Source organism: Microbacterium sp. SYP-A9085 (assembly GCF_009649635.1).
Taxonomy (GTDB): domain Bacteria; phylum Actinomycetota; class Actinomycetes; order Actinomycetales; family Microbacteriaceae; genus Microbacterium.
Genome location: NZ_WJII01000005.1, coordinates 84,632 through 100,626, shown reverse-complemented (window position 1 = coordinate 100,626; position 15,995 = coordinate 84,632). Strand labels below are relative to the sequence as shown.

Genomic DNA, 15,995 nt, shown 5'->3' with positions numbered 1-15,995 from the left:
CCCAGGGACCCTCCGCGGGCCGCGGATCTTCACGGCGGCATCCCGGGGATGCCCGGAAACGCGGAGGTAGGCTGGCGGGAGTCGGGCCTGTAAAAACTTCGCTGGCCCCCTACGAAAGGTGATGAAACCACCATGGGTTACATCAAGTGCGCCGCTCTCGAGGAGACGGGTTACGTCGTCCTGGACAGCTACAACCAGGAGCTCGACCCGAAGGAGTGGCTCGACGTCGAATACGTCGACTGGAAGTCCTCCGGCGACACCCGCTTCGCGCCGCTGGCCAGCGCGAAGGGCGAGATCGAGTGCAACGGCTTCTGGAACCACAAGCCGCCGCGCACCGACAAGGACGGCGTGTGGATCGACGCGCAGGTCGCGAAGGCGCCGAACCTCACCCGCCGCGCCCAGGAGCCCGGCGCGAACGTGGGCCGCTGCCGCATCATCGAGCTGCAGCCGACGCCCTACGGCGACTGCCTGTACAACCTGCACCAGGACGACAACAACCGGCTGAACCCGGACGGCACCGGCTGGGTCGTGCGCGGGTTCTTCAACCTCACCGACGACAAGGACAGCTTCTTCGTCCTGCGGGAGAACCGCACCGACCCACAGGGTGAGGTGCGGATAGCGCTGCCGGCCGGCGCGCAGCTGATCATCGACACGCAGCGCCTGTGGCACGCCACGACCCACGTCGGCACCGAGCCGCGGTACAACCTGATCACGTCGTGGACGAGCGGTCCGGAGCTGGACGCCTACATCGAGAAGCACAACGGCCGCAGCCACACCGAGAGCGTGGCGGTCGACCAGGCGATCCTCGACGCCGGCTACGCCGAGCAGGCGCGCAAGGACGCCGCCCGCGCGGCGTACTACGCGGCGCGCGGCCAGGCCGAGGTGAAGGCCATGAGCGAGGCCTGATCCGCCGCTAAACTCCGACAGGGCTCCGATCCGCGATCGGGGCCCTGTTCGTTTCCGGGGATGCCGGCGCACCCGCCCCGACATGGAATCACATGCTTGTGATTCGGGATGCTTCGGGCGATAATGGCGGGAGAACAGAACAGCACGCCGCCACAGGCTCCGTTCAGGTCGTAGGGGAAGACGTACCTGAAGAAACGGAGACAGCATGGCGACGACACAGGCGCGTGGAGTGATCCTCATTCACTCCGCGCCACGGGCGTTGTGCCCGCACCTCGAATGGGCGGTCGGACGCGCACTCGGGCGCGCCGTCAGCGTCGAGTGGGCCGACCAGCCAGTGCTCGTCGGCAGCCGGCGCGGGGAGCTGTACTGGGAGGGACCGGTCGGCACCGGCGCGGCTCTGGCGACCGCGATCCGCGGATGGGAACACCTGCGCTTCGAAGTCACCGAGGACCCGACGCCGCGCAGCGACGGGGGCCGCTGGATGCACACGCCGGGACTCGGCATCCACTACGCGCAGACCGACACCGCCGGCAACGTCGTGATCGGGGAGGACCGGCTCCGGTACGCGATCGAGGTGGCCGCGGGCGACGCGTTCGAGCTGGAGCGCGAGTTGCAGGTGGCCCTGGGCGCCGCATGGGACGAGGAGCTGGAGCCGTTCCGGCATGCGTCCGACGACGCCCCGGTGGTGTGGCTGCACAAGGTCGGATAGCCCGAGGATTCGGGTGGTCGAGGCGCCACTACCGGCCGTCGGATGACATCATCCCCGGGGGCTGAGACCGCGAATCATCCACCCGACAGGTGACGGGGCGCTGCACTGAAGACTCAGTGCAGCGCCCCTCGCTTGTGCCGGATCAGACCGTCGCGAACGCGACGACAGCGTTGTGCCCGCCGAATCCGAACGAGTTGCTGATCGCCAGCTGCTCCCGGTCGCCGAGGGGCATCGGCGAGCCCGAGATCCGGAACGGGACCTCCGGGTCCTGCGTCGTGATGTTGATCGTCGGCGGGGCGACGCGGGCGCGGATCGCCAGGATCGTAAACACGGCCTCCAGCGCGCCGGTGCCGCCCAGCAGGTGGCCCGTGGACGCCTTCGTCGCCGAGACCGGGATCTCGTCGATCCGGTCGCCGAACACCTGCTTGAGCGCCTGATACTCGTTCGGGTCGCCGACCGGGGTCGAGGTGGCGTGCGCGTTGATGTGCGTGATGTCGTCGGGCGAGGCATCCGCCGACTCCAGCGCGAGGCGCACGGCGCGCGCGGCCCCGTGCCCCTCCGGGTCGTTCGCGGTGATGTGGTACGAGTCCGCGGTGACGCCCCCGCCGACCACGACCGCGTAGATCTTCGCGCCGCGCGCGCGGGCGTGCTCCTCGGTCTCGAGGATGAGCGCCGCGGCGCCCTCGCCCATCACGAACCCGTCGCGGTCCACGCTGGCCGGCCGGGATGCATGCGCCGGGTCGTCGTTGCGGCGCGACAGGGCCTGCATCGACGCGAACGCGGCGACCGTGATCGGGTGGATGGCGGATTCCGTGCCGCCGGCGATCACGATGTCGGCGAGCCCGGCACGCAGGTGCTCCATCGCATTCACTATCGACTCGGTGCTCGACGCGCACGCGCTGGCCACGGTCCGGGCGTACGCGCGGGCGCCGAAGTGCAGCGACAGGTTGCCGGCCGCTGCGTTGGGCATCAGCATCGGGACCGTCATCGGCATGACGCGCCGGGGGCCCTTCTCGCGCAGCGTGTCCCAGGCGTCCAGCAGCGTCCACACACCGCCGATGCCGGTGGCGAAGTCGACGCCGAGGCGATCCGGGTCCACGTCCGGGCTGCCGGCATCCGCCCACGCCTCCATCGCCGCGACGAGGGCGAACTGCGAGGCCGGGTCCAGCCGCTTGGCGACGGGCCGTTCCAGGACGGTCTCGGGGCGGACCAGGCCCTCGGCGGCGAACGTGACGGGCAGCTGGTACTGCTCGACCCAGTCGTGCTCGAGAGTGCGGGCGCCGCTGGCTCCGCTCAGCAGGGCGGACCAGCTCTCTGGCGCGGTGCCTCCCAGCGGAGACGAGGCGCCGATGCCGGTGACGACGATGCGGGGGGTGCTCATGTACGAATTCCTCGTGTGGTGCGGTGCCGGTGGGGGCAGGACGCCCCCACCGGAAGCGGTCACGCCTGGTGGGAGGTGATGAAGGTGACGGCGTCACCGACGGTCTTGAGGTTCTTGACCTCGTCGTCGGGGATCGTCACGCCGAACTTCTCCTCGGCGTTGACCACGATGGTCATCATCGAGATCGAGTCGATGTCGAGGTCGTCCGTGAACGACTTCTCGAGGGCGACCTCGTCGGCCGAGATGCCGGTCTCGTCGGTGATCAGCTCGGCAAGGCCGGCGAGGACCTCATCGTTGGTGAATGCCATTTCTGCTCCTTCTGTGGATCGGGGTCGAGGCCCGGCGGGCCGTGGACAAGTCTAAGGTCGCCTGCACGGGCGTCAGGGGAGGACGACCACCTGGGCGCCGAACACGAGGCCCGCGCCGAAGCCGATCTGCAGCGCCAGGCCGCCCGACAGCTCCGGGTGCTCCTCGAGCAGCCGATGCGCGGCGAGCGGGATCGACGCCGCCGACGTGTTGCCGGTGGTCTCGATGTCGTGGGCGATCGCCACGGTGTCGGGGAGCTTGAGCTGCTTGGCGAACTCGTCGACGATGCGCAGGTTGGCCTGATGGGGGATGAACGCCGCGAGGTCCTCGGGGCGCACGCCTGCGGCATCCAGCGCCTGCCGTGCGACCTTGACCATCTCCCAGACGGCCCAGCGGAACACGCTCGGCCCCTCCTGGCGCAGGGTGGGCCACGGCACCTTGCCGTCGCGGAAGTCGGTGAGGGTGCCGTTCATACCGACGAGCTCGGCCTTCGAGCCGTCCGATCCCCACACGGTGGGGCCGATGCCGGGGGTGTCGCTGGGGCCGACCACGACAGCGCCGGCGCCGTCGCCGAGCAGGAACGAGATGCTCCGGTCGGTGGGATCGACGATGTCGCTGAGCTTCTCGGCACCCACCACGACGGCGTAGTGCGCAATCCCGCCGCGGATCAGCGCGTCGGCCTGCGCGACGCCGTACGCGAACCCCGCGCATGCGGCGTTCAGGTCGTAGGCGGCGGCCGGGTTCGCGCCGATCCGGTCGGCGACGATCGCCGACACCGACGGAGTCTGCTTGGGGTTGCTGATGGTGGCGACGATCACGGCGTCGACCTTCTCCGGTGCGACGCCGGAGCGGGCGACGGCCTCCGCGGCGGCGTCCGATGCCAGGTCGATCGCGGTGGTCGAGGCGACGGCACGTGCGCGGGTCACGATGCCGGTGCGCTGCCGGATCCACTCGTCGCTCGAATCGATCGGCCCGACAAGGTCGTCGTTGGGGACGAGGTTCTCTCCGCGGGCGGCGCCGTACGCGTAGATGCGGGTGTGCGCGGGGCCGGTGGGCTGGTTCAGGATGATGCTCATGCGGATTCTCCGGTCAGCAGCGCGGCGGCCGCATCCAGGTCGTCAGGGGTCTTCACGGCGACGGTCGGCACCCCGCGCAGAGCCCGTTTGGCGAGCCCGGTGAGGGTTCCGGCGGGGGCGAACTCGATGATCCCGGTCACGCCGTGCTCCGCGAACGAGGCCATGCACAGATCCCAGCGGACCGGCGAGGCGACCTGCGCGACCATCCGGTCGACGGCCGCGCGGCCAGAGTCGACGACCGTGCCGTCGTTGTTGGTCCACAGTGTGAGGCTCGGGTCGGATGTCGCGGTTCCGGCGGCCGCGGTGCGCAGCACGTCCACGGCGGGGGCCATGTAGCCGGTGTGGAACGCGCCGGCGACCTGCAGCGGGATGACACGGGAGCCGCGCGGGGCCTGGGCGGCGAGCTCGGCGAGGTCGCCGAGGGTGCCGGCGGCGACGATCTGCCCGGCGCCGTTGTGGTTCGCGGGGGTGAGGTTCAGCCGCTTCAGCGCGGCCAGCACGTCCTCCTCGTCGCCGCCGACGACGGCGCTCATGCCGGTGCGCTCGACGGCCGCGGCCTCCGCCATGGCCCGCCCGCGGATGCCGACGAGCCGTAGCGCGTCGGTGTCGCTGAGCACGCCGGCGGCGGCGAGCGCGGCGAGCTCGCCGACCGAGTGTCCGGCGACGCCCGTGGGTCGCCCGGCCCGGGCGGTCAGGGCGGCGTAGGAAAGCAGGCTCGCCGCGACGATCAGCGGCTGGGCGACCTTCGTGTCGCGGATGTGGTCGGCGTCGCCTTCCGTGCCCGCGGCGATGAGGTCGACATCCGCGGCCGTGGAGTACGCCTGGAGGCGCTCACGCGCCCCGTCGAGTTCGAGCCACGGGGCGAGGAAGCCGGGCGTCTGCGAGCCCTGGCCGGGGAAGACGGCGATGATCACCTTCCCATCCTGCCAAACGGGAGGATGTCCAACTGGATGGGATCGCACAAGAATGCCGGATTCGTTTGTGAGCGCCGCACAGGTCAGCGCGTGCGCCGGCCGGATGGGGTGCGGCGGCGAGTGGCGTCCGTGCCGATAGCGCCGAGGATCAGCGCCGTCTGCAGGATGAGCGCCTCCCGGGGGCCGGTGGCATCCCAGCCGATCACCTCGGAGACGCGCTTGAGTCGGTACCGGACCGTGTTCGGGTGCACGAACAGCTCTCGGGCGGTGGCCTCGAGCGAGCGTCCGTTGTCGAGGTAGCTCCACAGCGTCGTGACGAGGTCGGTGCTGTGCGCCTGCAGCGGACGGTAGATCCGCTCCACGAGCGTGCTCTTCGCGAGCGGATCGCCGGCGACGGCGCGCTCGGGCAGCAGGTCGTCCGCCTCGACCGGGCGCGGGGCGTGGCGCCAGGAGCTTGCGACCGCAAACCCGGCGAGCGCGGCACGGGCGCTCTGGCTGGCCTCCACGAGCGCGGGGACGGCGGGTCCCAGCACGAGGTGGCCGGAGCCGAAGCCCGGCTCGAGGTGGCGGGCAATCTGGAGGAACGGCAGCTGCGCGGCCGCGTCGTCCTGCCCGCGCAGCTGCGCCCGGCCGATCACGAGCACGAGTCGGGAGCCCTGCACCCCGATCAGGACGTCCACGCCGAGCTTGCGGGCGGTGCGCCGCAGCTGGTCGACGTCGAACTGGGGCGGGGTGGTGCCCACGAGCACCGCGACCTCGCCGTGGCCGTGCCAGCCGAGCGCGGCGATCCGGCTGGGCAGCTCCTCGTCGGCCTCACCGGTGAGGATCGAGTCGACCACGAGCGCCTCCAGGCGCGCGTCCCAGAGCCCGCGCGCCTCCGCGGCGCGAGCATAGACATCCGCCGCCGCGAAAGCGACCTCGCGCGAGTACAGCAGGATCGCCTCGCGCAGATGCTCGCCGCGGCCGGCGACCTTCTCCTCGGTGACCTCGACGGTGACGCGGATGAGCTGCAGCGTCTGGGTGAGGCTGACGCTGCGCAGCAGCTCGCGGGGCGCGGCCGCGAAGATGTCCGCCGCGATCCACGGGGTCGAGTTCGGGTCCTCATACCACTGGATGAAGGATGTGATGCCGGCCTGCGCGACGAGGCCCACCGCGGAGCGGCGCGCGGGCGGCATCTCGGCGTACCAGGGCAGGGACTCCTCGAGGCGGTTCGTCGTGGCCGTCGCGAGATCCCCCGAGATACGGCGCAGCCAGACGAGGGTCTCGGCCTTGTCCGTCGGGGCGTGCTCGCTGATCATGGGCGCGTCAGCTCTCCCCGCCCGCGTTGCCGCTGGTGCCGGCGTTCACGTCGTGCAGGCGGTACTTCTGGATCGCCTGCCCGGCCAGAGCCCTGTCCACGACGCCGTCCTCGGCGAGCGCCTGGAGCGTTCGCACCACGATCGACGGCCCGTCGATCTTGAAGAACCGGCGGGCGGCGGGGCGGGTGTCGCTGAACCCGAACCCGTCGGCGCCCAGGGTCGCGAACCGGTTCGGCACCCACGGCCGGATCTGATCCTGCACGGCGTGCATGAAGTCGCTGACCGCGACCACCGGCCCGTCGGCGCCCGCCAGCTTGCGGGTCACGTAGGCAGTCTGCGGCTCGGCGTCCGGATGCAGGAAGTTGTGCTCGTCCGCCGCCAGGCCGTCGCGGCGCAGCTCGGACCAGCTCGTCACGCTCCAGACATCCGCCGCCACTCCCCAGTGCTCGCGAAGCAGCTGCTGGGCCTCCAGGGCCCACGGCACGCCGACGCCCGACGCCATCAGCTGGGCCCGGGGTCCGTCGGCGTCGCCGACGCTGATGCGGTGGATGCCGCGGAGGATGCCGTCCACGTCGACGTCCTCGGGCTCGGCCGGCTGCACCATGGGCTCGTTGTAGACCGTCAGGTAGTACATCACGTTCGGGTCGGGATGCTGCCCGCCGTACATCCGGTCCAGGCCCGCGCGGACGATGTGCGCTATCTCGTAGCCGTACGCGGGGTCGTACGACACCGTCGCGGGGTTCGTGGAGGCCAGCAGCGGGGAGTGCCCGTCGGCGTGCTGGAGCCCCTCGCCGGTGAGCGTCGTGCGTCCCGCGGTGGCGCCGATCACGAAGCCGCGCGTCATCTGGTCGCCGGCGGCCCAGTTCGCGTCGCCGGTGCGCTGGAACCCGAACATCGAGTAGAAGATGTAGATCGGGATCAGCGGCTCACCGTGCGTGGAGTACGACGTCCCGGTCGCCGTGAATGCGGCCATCGCGCCGGCCTCGTTGATGCCGACGTGCATGATCTGCCCCTGCGGGCTCTCCTTGTACGCCAGCAGCAGGTCGCGGTCCACGGAGGTGTAGTTCTGCCCGTGCGGGTTGTAGATCTTTGCGGTCGGGAAGAACGCGTCGATGCCGAAGGTGCGCGCCTCGTCGGGGATGATCGGCACTATCCGGTGCCCGAAGTCCTTCGCGCGCAGCAGGTCCTTCAGCAGGCGGACGAACGCCATCGTGGTGGCGACCTCCTGCGTGCCCGAGCCCTTCTTCGGCAGCGCGTACGCGGCGTCGTCGGGCAGGGCGAGGTCCACGTGTCTGCTGCGGCGCTCGGGAAGGTACCCGCCCAGCTCGCGGCGGCGCTCCAGCATGTACTGGATCGTCTCGTCCTGCGGTCCCGGGTTGTAGTACGGCGGCAGATACGGGTTCTCCTCGAGCTGCGCGTCCGTGAACGGGATGTGCATCGCGTCGCGGAACGTCTTGAGGTTCTCGAGGGTCATCTTCTTCATCTGGTGGGTCGCGTTGCGGCCCTCGAAGTACGGCCCAAGACCGTAGCCCTTGATCGTCTTGGCAAGGATCACGGTGGGCTGTCCCTTGTGCCGCACGGCGGCGTCGAACGCCGCGTACACCTTCCGGTAGTCGTGGCCGCCGCGGCGCAGCTTCCAGATCCGGTCGTCGGTGTAGTCCTCCACGAGGGCGAGCGCGCGCTCGTCCTTGCCGAAGAAGTGCTCGCGCACGTAGGCGCCGTTCTCGGCCTTGTATGTCTGGTAGTCGCCGTCCGGGGTGACGTTCATGACGTTCAGCAGCGCGCCGTCCACGTCCCGGGCCAGCAGGTCGTCCCATTCGCGGCCCCAGATGACCTTGATGACATTCCATCCCGCGCCGCGGAAGAAGCTCTCCAGCTCCTGGATGATCTTGCCGTTGCCGCGCACCGGGCCGTCCAGACGCTGCAGGTTGCAGTTCACGACGAACGTGAGGTTGTCCAGGCCCTCATTCGCGGCGACCTGCAGCTGGCCGCGGCTCTCCACCTCGTCGAGCTCCCCGTCGCCGAGGAACGCCCACACGTGCGCATCGGAGAGGTCCTTGATGCCCCGGTTCGTGAGGTACCTGTTCGTCATCGCCTGGTAGATGGCGTTGATGGGACCGAGGCCCATCGAGACGGTCGGGAACTGCCAGAACTCCGGCATCAGCCGCGGGTGCGGGTAGGAGGGGATGCCGTGCGGGGCGTGCGACTTCTCCTGGCGGAAGCCGTCCAGCTGTGCCTGCGTGAGCCGACCCTCGAGGAACGCGCGGGCGTACATCCCGGGGGAGGCGTGGCCCTGGAAGAAGACCTGGTCGCCGCCGGAGGGATGGTCCTGTCCGCGGAAGAAGTGGTTGAAGCCCACCTCGTACAGGGATGCCGAGGATGCGTACGTGGAGATGTGCCCGCCGACGCCGATGCCGGGCCGCTGCGCGCGGTGCACGGTGATCGCGGCGTTCCAGCGGATCCAGGAGCGGTAGCGGCGCTCCAGCTCCTCGTCGCCCGGGAACGGCGCCTCGTTCTCCGGCGCTATCGTGTTGACGTAGTCGGTCGTGGGCACCATGGGCACGCCCAGGCGCAGCTCCTTCGACGTCTTCAGCAGGCTGAGCATTATCTCGCGGCCGCGACCGGCGCCCTTGGCCTGGACGAGCTGCTCGAGGGATTCCTGCCACTCGGTGGTCTCGTCGGGATCGCTGTCGAGGGGGCCCTGGGAGTACGGGTCCTGATCGTGGACGGTCACGGATCACCTTTCGTCGTCTGACGGGTCGCGTCAGCGGGAGCTCGGGGTGGGGCGCCGCACCGGGTCGGGCGCGCGGGACACACCGCGCTCCAGCCTATCCACAGATCCGCGAGCCCACGCGGCACTCGCGCACCGCCGATGCGCAGGTGTAATACACCTCTCGTAGACTGGGCGGTCACGGGCCTTTAGCTCAGCTGGTAGAGCACATCGTTTACACCGATGGGGTCGTCGGTTCGAACCCGGCAGGGCCCACGTGAACGCACAGCCCGCGCAGCAGCGCCGCCTCCTGGATCTCGCCGAACTCGACGCCCTGATCCGTCGCGCCGAGCACGCCAAGGGGAATCCCGCGCAGGCCGAGCGGGTGCGGGCGCTGATAGCACAGCGTCAGGAGTTGAGCCGCGAGCTCACGGCGCGCCAGGGCGCGTGCGACGACCTGCGAACCGAGCTCGGACGCATCGAGTCGGATGTCGCCGTCGTCGACGCGCGCCGCGAGCGCGACGAGCAGCGCCTGGACGCCGTCACGAGCCCGAAGGACGCGCAGGGCCTGGAGAGCGAGCTCGCGTCGCTCGCCCGCCGCAAGAGCGACCTCGAGGACGCGCAGCTGGAGGCGATGGAGAAGCTCGAGGCCGCGGAAGCCGCCGTCGCCGAGCAGGAGCAGCTGCTGGCCGACGTGAACGCCGAGGGTGCCCGGCTCAGCGGCGAGGCCAAGTCCGCCGTGGCGGATGCCACCGCCCAGCAGGAGCAGGCTGTCCGCGACCGGTCCGCCGTGGCATCCGAGCTTCCCGCCGACCTGCTGGCCGCCTACGACCGCGCCGCGCAGCGCTCCGCTGGTGCGGCCCTGCTGCGCCGGCAGACCTGCGAAGGATGCCGGATGGTGCTGTCCGGGACCGACCTGAACGCGGTGCGCCAGGCCGCCCCCGACGCCGTCGTGCTCTGCCCGGAGTGCGGGTGCATCCTCGTGCGCACCGAGGAGTCGGGGCTGGGAGCGTGAGCGCGCGCCACCCGCGGGAGCGGTGACGCCCGACGACGTCGCGTGGGTCGTGGCCGGCGCCGCCGGCGTCGACATCGACCTCGTGCGGTTGGCCGCCGACGGCACCGAGGTCTCCCGCGTCCGGGTCCCGACCGGAGAGTTCGCCGGTCGGGTGCAGGCGGCGCGCGGCACGCGCGTGCGCTGGGTCTGGTCCGACACCGCGCACTGGTACCCGCGGCTCCTCGCCGAGGGCGTGCGGGTCGAACGCTGCCGCGACCTGCGGCTGTGCCACGCGATCCTCCGGGACAGCGCGCTCGTGGCCGATGCCGCCCCGATCCGCTCCGCCCGGGAGTGGGATGTCGACGCCACTACGGTGCCGGCACCGGAGGCTCCCGCGCTGTTCGCGCTGGCGACGGATGCCGCGGCATCCGGGCCCCCGCACGACGCGGCGTCCGCACTGGCGGAGTTCGCGCGGCAGCGGGCGGCCGCCGCCTCCGCGGGAGGGAACGGGCGGCTCGACCTGCTGTGCGCGGCCGAGTCCGCCGGGGCGCTCGTGGCGGCGGAGATGCGCGCGGCCGGGCTGCCGTGGGACGTTGCCGTGCACGAGCGGATCCTCGAGGACGCGCTCGGCGCGCGGCCGGCGGGAGGCGGGCCGCCCGAGCGGATGGCGATCCTCGCCGCCGAGATCCGCGGCCTGCTGGGCGACCCGCAGGCAAGCCTTGACTCGCCGCCGAAACTTGTGCGCAGCCTGCACCGCATCGGCGTGCCGGCCCGCACGACGGCGAAGTGGGAGCTCGGGCAGTACGAGCATCCCGTGATCGCCCCGCTGCTGGAGTACAAGCGCCTGGCGCGGCTGCTGTCCGCGAACGGGTGGGCGTGGCTGGACGAGTGGGTGCACGAGGGCCGCTTCCGCCCGGTGTACATCCCCGCGGGCGTCGTCACCGGGCGATGGGCGTCCTCGGGCGGCGGTGCGCTGCAGATCCCGCGGCTGCTGCGCGCGGCGGTGCGCGCGGATCCCGGCTGGACGTTCGTCGTCGCCGACGTCGCGCAGCTCGAGCCGCGCGTGCTCGCCGGGATGTCCGGCGACACCGCGCTGGCCCGTGCCGCCCGCGGGCACGACCTCTACTCGGGGATCGTCGACAGCGGGGCGGTCGCGACGCGGGCGGAGGCGAAGGTCGCGATGCTGGGCGCGATGTACGGTGCCACGACCGGCGAGAGCGGACGGCTCGTGCCGCGGCTGCGCCGCGCATACCCGCGCGCGATGCGGCTCGTGGACGACGCCGCGCGGGTCGGCGAGGAGGGCGACGTGGTCTCGACGTGGCTGGGCCGGACCTCCCCGCGGGCGTCGGAGCGCTGGCTGCGCGCGCAGCGCGTGGCCGCCGGCGAGACCGGCAGCGCCGTCGACCGCGATCAGGCCCGGCGTGCGGCAGGGGACCGCGGGCGGTTCACCCGCAACTTCATCGTGCAGGGCACCGCCGCCGAGTGGGCGCTGGCCTGGCTCGGGGAGGTGCGGGTGCGACTGGATGCGCTGCCGCCGGTGCCGGCGGAGGAGGCCGCGCCGCGCTCGGGTGCGGCGCTCGGCGACCGACCGCACCTCGCGTTCTTCCTGCACGACGAGCTGATAGTGCACACCCCGGCCCGGCACGCCGATGCGGCGGCGCAGATAGTCCGGGACTGCGCGGCATCCGCGGGCCGCCTGCTGTTCGGAGACTTCCCGATCGATTTCCCGCTCGATCTGAAGGTCACCACCATGGCCGACAAGGCGTGAGCGTCACCCGCAGGCGAGTGTCGTCGTCGACACCGCGGGGGCGGTGAGCATCGGCGTGTGCACGATCCGCACCGCTTGTCCGTGGTCGACCACGAACCGGAATGTCAGCACGTTCGTCTCTCCGGGCTGCAGATTCACGTGGGTGATGCTGCTCGGGTGACCCTCAGCATCCACGTTCACCGACGCGGCCAGAACGCCGTCGATAGTGACCCCGTCGTAGTACGCGCCTGCAGGGGCGGCCACCGTGACGTTCATGCCGATGTCGCCGGCACCCACACCCCACAGGCCGCCGCCGGTCATGCTGATCGGCATGGTGCCCGCGTCGGCGGGGGCGGTGCTCGTCAGCGACACCGAGACCGCGACGCTGCGTTTGCCGTCCGCGCGGCACACGCCTTGCGCGGTGCTGATCGCGGTCGACAGGTAGCCGGCCATCTTGCCGCCGGTGTTGTCGTTGAAGTAGACGGCGTACGCACCGCCGCCGGCGAGCCGCTGCCGGACCAGCGGCCCGCCGAGGGGGCTTGTGGCGAGCTCGGTCTGGACACGCGGGTCGGCGCTCCACGCCGAGACCCGCCCGTCCTGGATCGGCTGCACGAGCGCCTGCGCCCACTGCACGGGGGAGAGCCCGCGCTCGAACAGGCGCTCGAACACGGCGGTCGTCGCATGGGCGAAGAACACACTCTGCTGCCCGGAGGTCATCGTCAGGTACGGGTCGACCAGCACGCGTTGCACGAGATTGCCGGCGCTCAGCTCGGTGCCGTCGGGCAGCGTGACCGGGCCGGTCGCGGCCAGCAGCGCCTGCAGGACCATCGGGTCGATGGAGATCACCGCGTCGGGCGTCGCGCCGCCGTGCGCGGTCCACCACGCCGCCGCGAGCCGGGATGTCAGGGCGAAGTCGGCGGGGATCGAGGCATCCTGCACGAAGCGGCCCACGACGTCGCCGTACAGTGCGGACAGCGGCGCGGGGACCGGCGCTATCGGCGTCGTGCGGTGCGTGAAAGCCGTCGAGTCGCGCATCATCTGCAGCGTGATCCTTCCGGCGTCGGCGTGCAGTTGCACGAAGGCGCCGGTGATCCCGCCGCCGGTGCGCAGCTCGGCGGGGTTCTGGATCATCACGAGCAGCGTCTGCGGCCCGTCGGCGCCCAGCAGGCCGGGCAGGGCGGACGCCGATGCGGCGAGGGGGCGGAGGATGTCGTCGGCGTGCCGGACACCCGCGGTGAGCCGGTCGACGCCGGAGGCGACGGGCGGGATCAGCCCCGTGGACCGGATCGCCGCCAGCGACCGCGCGGCGCCGTGCAGGGCGCTCGCCGCGTCCTGCAGGGGACCGCCGGGGGACAGGGTCCGGCGAAGCTGCGTGGCATCCGCGCTGTCGGTGAGTGTGCTGGCGATGCGCAGGACCGGCGACACGACCCGGGTGCTGACGGTGTCCAGAGCCACGGCGGCGGTGCGCACGGCGGCGAGATTCGGCCCGATCACGGGGAGCCGCTCCGCGGCGGCCCAGAGCGGATCGCCGGTCAAGGCCACGGCCTTGTGCGTGTGGGCGCCGAGGGCGGCGTTGACGGCGCCGATCCGCCCGAGGTTGCGCGCGGCGACGGCATCCGTCATCTGCGATGTCAGGGACTGGATGGCGTCGACCTCGTTCTTCACCATCAGGGCGCGCACGCCCACCCACGCCGCCGCGGCCGCGAGCACGCATACCGCGAGGACGAGCCCGAGGACGTGCCAGGGGAGCCGGCGTCCGCGACGCTCGGCAGCCGTGCCCGCCATCGGTCAGCTGCGCCGCAGGCGACGTGCCAGCAGGAGACCGGTGCCCACCAGGAGCACTATCCCGCCGCCGATCGCGATCGGCACGAGGGCCATGTTCAGGCCCGTCGCCGGGAGGATGCCGGGAAGGATCGCCGCGGACGAGACCGCCTTCGGCGCCGCGCAGCCCGACGTCGCCACCGGGTAGGACAGCGGTACGACGAGCTCCGGGTTCACGGTGAGCGTCGCCGTGATGCGGCCGCGCGTCCAGCCGAAGTTGCCGCCGGTCTGGGTCTGCACGCCGCCTACGACCTCCCAGCCGGGCCAGGCGATGCCGGCACCGCGGCTGTCGACCTTCGCGCCCGGCCACAGCGTGCGCCCGGACAGCGTGTTGTTCACGAGCGGACCGAGGTCGCGCGTGTACGTGTGCGTACCGTCCGTGAGCACGAGCTTCGCCTCGTGGCTGCGCGCCACACCATCGGGGTCGGCCATCACGACCCGGAACGTGATCCACGGCACGTCGCCGTTGCACTCGCTGGTCGCTGTGGACCCGGCCAGGCCCGGCTGCGTGGGCGTGCGCGGCGTGTAGTTGGAATCGTCGGCGCCGGCACCGTGCGCGAACGCCGCGGGTGCACCGCCGAGCATCAGAACACCGGCGACCGCCACGGCCGCCATGGTCTTGCGGATCATCTCTGCCTCCCCAGTAAGGCATCAATCCGACCATCCCCATGGTCGGTCGCACCCTCCCCAGTCGGGGTGCACGCTGATCGTATCGCAGAAGCGCGGGCGGTACGTAGGGTGCCGGGCGTCCTCACGGCATCAGGCGCTAGGCTCGGGGACGCGAATGGGTCGGCCGGATGGTCGCGTCGCGCGCCGGTTTCGGTGCGCGCCGAGGAACGTCCGGGCTCCGCAGGGCAGGGCGGTGGGCAACACCCACCCGGAGTGATCCGCGAGACAGTGCCACAGAGAGCAGACCGCCGGCGCGAGCCGGTAAGGGTGAAAGGGTGGTGTAAGAGACCACCGGGGTCGCGGTGACGCGACCCGCACGGCAAACCTCGCCCGGAGCAAGGCCAGACAGGGGATGATGACGCGGCCCGCCGAGTCCCCGGGTAGGCTGCTGGAGCGTCACGGCAACGTGCCGCCGAGAGAGATGACCATCCACGGGGCCACACGGCCCCCGGACAGAACCCGGCGTACAGGCCGGCCCATTCGCCCTCCCTCCGGTCCGTCTCACAGGACGATCGTGCGCCCGGGATGCCTCACGCGGCGTGTCGCGCCCGTCGGCGCCGATTCTCCTGTGATGTGAACACGCCGCGCGGCGGCGGGGTCAGTCGGCGGCGAGGGCCGCGGCGCCGATGATGCCGGCGTTGTTGCGGTGCACGGCCGGGATCACGGGTGTTCGCAGATCGAGCAGCGGCAGGAAGTCGTCGGCGTTCTTGGAGACGCCGCCGCCGACCACGAACAGGTCCGGGCTGAACAGCAACTCCAGATACTCGTAGTACCACTGCAGCCGCACGGCCCACTTCTTCCAGCTGAGCTGTTCGCGCTCCATCGCCGAGGACGCGGCGTACCACTCGGCGTCCCGCTTGTGGCCCGCCCGCTGCAGGTGGCCGAGCTCGGAATTGGGGACGAGCATCCCGTCGTAGATCATCGCGGTGCCGATGCCGGTGCCGAGGGTGGTCAGCATCACCAGGCCGTCCTTGCCGCGCGCGGCCCCGTACCGCACCTCGGCCACACCGGCGACATCCGCGTCGTTCGCGAAGTGGATGGCGCGGCCCAGGCCGTCCTCGAAGAACTTCTCGGCCTCGAAGTCGATCCACTCCTCGGACACGTTCGCCGCCGACAGGGTGCGGCCGCGCTTGACGATCGCGGGGAAGGCCACGCCCAGCGGCATCCCGTCGTCATCGCCGACTTCGAGAGTGCCGACGACCTCCTTCACGGCGGACAGGACGTCCGACGGCTTGGCGCCCTTCGGGGTCGCGACCTTGATGCGTTCGGAGACCAGTTCGCCCTTGGCAAGGTCGACGATGCCGCCCTTGATCCCGGTGCCGCCGATGTCCACGCCGACAGCACGTGTCGTCTTCGATGCCATGCGTCAAGCGTAACCAGACGTCGTCCGAGATGACGCCGGTGAATCGGGGTCCGCGCTCAGTAGGATCGAGAGCGACCCGCGTGCGCGGGAGACCCCCACGG

Annotated in this window: 13 protein-coding genes, 1 tRNA gene and 1 other RNA gene; 6 read left to right on the top strand and 9 right to left on the bottom strand. The window is 71.5% G+C overall.

Annotated features, from left to right (window positions below):
• Window positions 1-132 precede the first annotated feature (132 nt).
• Both GH740_RS10930 and GH740_RS10925 read left to right on the top strand, forming a co-directional pair.
• Window positions 133-906, top strand: coding sequence for a hypothetical protein (locus tag GH740_RS10930; protein WP_153746137.1), 774 nt, complete (start codon window positions 133-135; stop codon window positions 904-906).
• Window positions 907-1,111: 205 nt separating this feature from the next.
• Window positions 1,112-1,615 carry a DUF3145 domain-containing protein gene (locus GH740_RS10925; protein WP_153746136.1) on the top strand — a complete coding sequence of 168 codons (504 nt, stop codon included), beginning with the start codon at window positions 1,112-1,114 and terminating at the stop codon, window positions 1,613-1,615.
• Window positions 1,616-1,757: 142 nt separating this feature from the next.
• Here the strand turns inward: GH740_RS10925 and GH740_RS10920 are convergent, their stop codons facing one another.
• The 6 genes from GH740_RS10920 to aceE all read right to left on the bottom strand — a co-directional run bounded on the left by GH740_RS10920 (window position 1,758) and on the right by aceE (window position 9,324).
• Window positions 1,758-2,996, bottom strand: a complete 1,239-nt coding sequence (locus GH740_RS10920; protein ID WP_153746135.1) for a beta-ketoacyl synthase — start codon at window positions 2,994-2,996, stop codon at window positions 1,758-1,760.
• A 59-nt stretch (window positions 2,997-3,055) separates the two neighbouring features.
• Window positions 3,056-3,304: an acyl carrier protein gene (locus tag GH740_RS10915; RefSeq protein WP_153746134.1), complete on the bottom strand. Its 249-nt coding sequence runs from the start codon at window positions 3,302-3,304 to the stop codon at window positions 3,056-3,058.
• Between the two features lie 72 nt (window positions 3,305-3,376).
• Complete coding sequence (locus tag GH740_RS10910) at window positions 3,377-4,378, bottom strand: beta-ketoacyl-ACP synthase III (RefSeq protein ID WP_153746133.1); 1,002 nt, start codon at window positions 4,376-4,378, stop codon at window positions 3,377-3,379.
• Window positions 4,375-5,292, bottom strand: coding sequence for an ACP S-malonyltransferase (locus GH740_RS10905; RefSeq protein ID WP_367641484.1), 918 nt, complete (start codon window positions 5,290-5,292; stop codon window positions 4,375-4,377). The genes GH740_RS10910 and GH740_RS10905 overlap by 4 nt, the downstream gene beginning before the upstream one ends.
• 83 nt (window positions 5,293-5,375) lie before the next feature.
• Window positions 5,376-6,590, bottom strand: coding sequence for a CdaR family transcriptional regulator (locus tag GH740_RS10900; RefSeq protein WP_153746132.1), 1,215 nt, complete (start codon window positions 6,588-6,590; stop codon window positions 5,376-5,378).
• Window positions 6,591-6,597: 7 nt separating this feature from the next.
• Complete coding sequence (aceE, locus tag GH740_RS10895; protein WP_367641483.1) at window positions 6,598-9,324, bottom strand: pyruvate dehydrogenase (acetyl-transferring), homodimeric type; 2,727 nt, start codon at window positions 9,322-9,324, stop codon at window positions 6,598-6,600.
• A gap of 179 nt (window positions 9,325-9,503) precedes the next feature.
• Here aceE and GH740_RS10890 point away from each other — a divergent pair.
• The 3 genes from GH740_RS10890 to GH740_RS10880 all read left to right on the top strand — a co-directional run bounded on the left by GH740_RS10890 (window position 9,504) and on the right by GH740_RS10880 (window position 12,062).
• A tRNA-Val gene (locus GH740_RS10890) sits at window positions 9,504-9,576 on the top strand.
• 1 nt (window position 9,577) lies between these two features.
• Window positions 9,578-10,315 (top strand): zinc ribbon domain-containing protein, encoded by a 738-nt coding sequence (locus GH740_RS10885; protein WP_367641482.1) that lies wholly within the window; start codon window positions 9,578-9,580, stop codon window positions 10,313-10,315.
• A gap of 22 nt (window positions 10,316-10,337) precedes the next feature.
• Complete coding sequence (locus tag GH740_RS10880) at window positions 10,338-12,062, top strand: bifunctional 3'-5' exonuclease/DNA polymerase (protein ID WP_367641481.1); 1,725 nt, start codon at window positions 10,338-10,340, stop codon at window positions 12,060-12,062.
• A gap of 3 nt (window positions 12,063-12,065) precedes the next feature.
• Here GH740_RS10880 and GH740_RS10875 read toward each other — a convergent pair whose 3' ends face one another.
• Both GH740_RS10875 and GH740_RS10870 read right to left on the bottom strand, forming a co-directional pair.
• The gene (locus GH740_RS10875) at window positions 12,066-13,826 is read right to left on the bottom strand and encodes a DUF4012 domain-containing protein (protein WP_153746131.1); all 1,761 of its coding nucleotides are present in this window, start codon (window positions 13,824-13,826) and stop codon (window positions 12,066-12,068) included.
• A 3-nt stretch (window positions 13,827-13,829) separates the two neighbouring features.
• A complete protein-coding gene (locus GH740_RS10870) occupies window positions 13,830-14,492 on the bottom strand; it encodes a cell wall protein (RefSeq protein ID WP_253941377.1) in 663 nt (220 codons plus the stop codon).
• Between the two features lie 155 nt (window positions 14,493-14,647).
• Here GH740_RS10870 and rnpB point away from each other — a divergent pair.
• Window positions 14,648-15,014, top strand: an RNA gene (gene rnpB, locus GH740_RS10865) — RNase P RNA component class A.
• A 115-nt stretch (window positions 15,015-15,129) separates the two neighbouring features.
• On the opposite strand, the gene ppgK is transcribed toward rnpB, so the two are convergent.
• On the bottom strand, window positions 15,130-15,894 hold the full coding sequence (ppgK, locus tag GH740_RS10860; protein ID WP_153746130.1) for a polyphosphate--glucose phosphotransferase: 765 nt from the start codon (window positions 15,892-15,894) through the stop codon (window positions 15,130-15,132).
• Window positions 15,895-15,995: the final 101 nt, after the last annotated feature.

What these genes read in the sequence shown, in the direction of transcription:
- GH740_RS10930 (WP_153746137.1), top strand. Translation starts at nt 133, where the DNA reads ATGGGTTACATCAAGTGCGCCGCTCTCGAGGAGACGGGTTACGTCGTC.
- GH740_RS10900 (WP_153746132.1), bottom strand. Translation starts at nt 6,590, where the DNA reads ATGATCAGCGAGCACGCCCCGACGGACAAGGCCGAGACCCTCGTCTGG.
- GH740_RS10920 (WP_153746135.1), bottom strand. Translation starts at nt 2,996, where the DNA reads ATGAGCACCCCCCGCATCGTCGTCACCGGCATCGGCGCCTCGTCTCCG.
- ppgK (WP_153746130.1), bottom strand. Translation starts at nt 15,894, where the DNA reads ATGGCATCGAAGACGACACGTGCTGTCGGCGTGGACATCGGCGGCACC.
- GH740_RS10925 (WP_153746136.1), top strand. Translation starts at nt 1,112, where the DNA reads ATGGCGACGACACAGGCGCGTGGAGTGATCCTCATTCACTCCGCGCCA.
- GH740_RS10915 (WP_153746134.1), bottom strand. Translation starts at nt 3,304, where the DNA reads ATGGCATTCACCAACGATGAGGTCCTCGCCGGCCTTGCCGAGCTGATC.
- GH740_RS10875 (WP_153746131.1), bottom strand. Translation starts at nt 13,826, where the DNA reads ATGGCGGGCACGGCTGCCGAGCGTCGCGGACGCCGGCTCCCCTGGCAC.
- GH740_RS10870 (WP_253941377.1), bottom strand. Translation starts at nt 14,492, where the DNA reads ATGATCCGCAAGACCATGGCGGCCGTGGCGGTCGCCGGTGTTCTGATG.
- GH740_RS10910 (WP_153746133.1), bottom strand. Translation starts at nt 4,378, where the DNA reads ATGAGCATCATCCTGAACCAGCCCACCGGCCCCGCGCACACCCGCATC.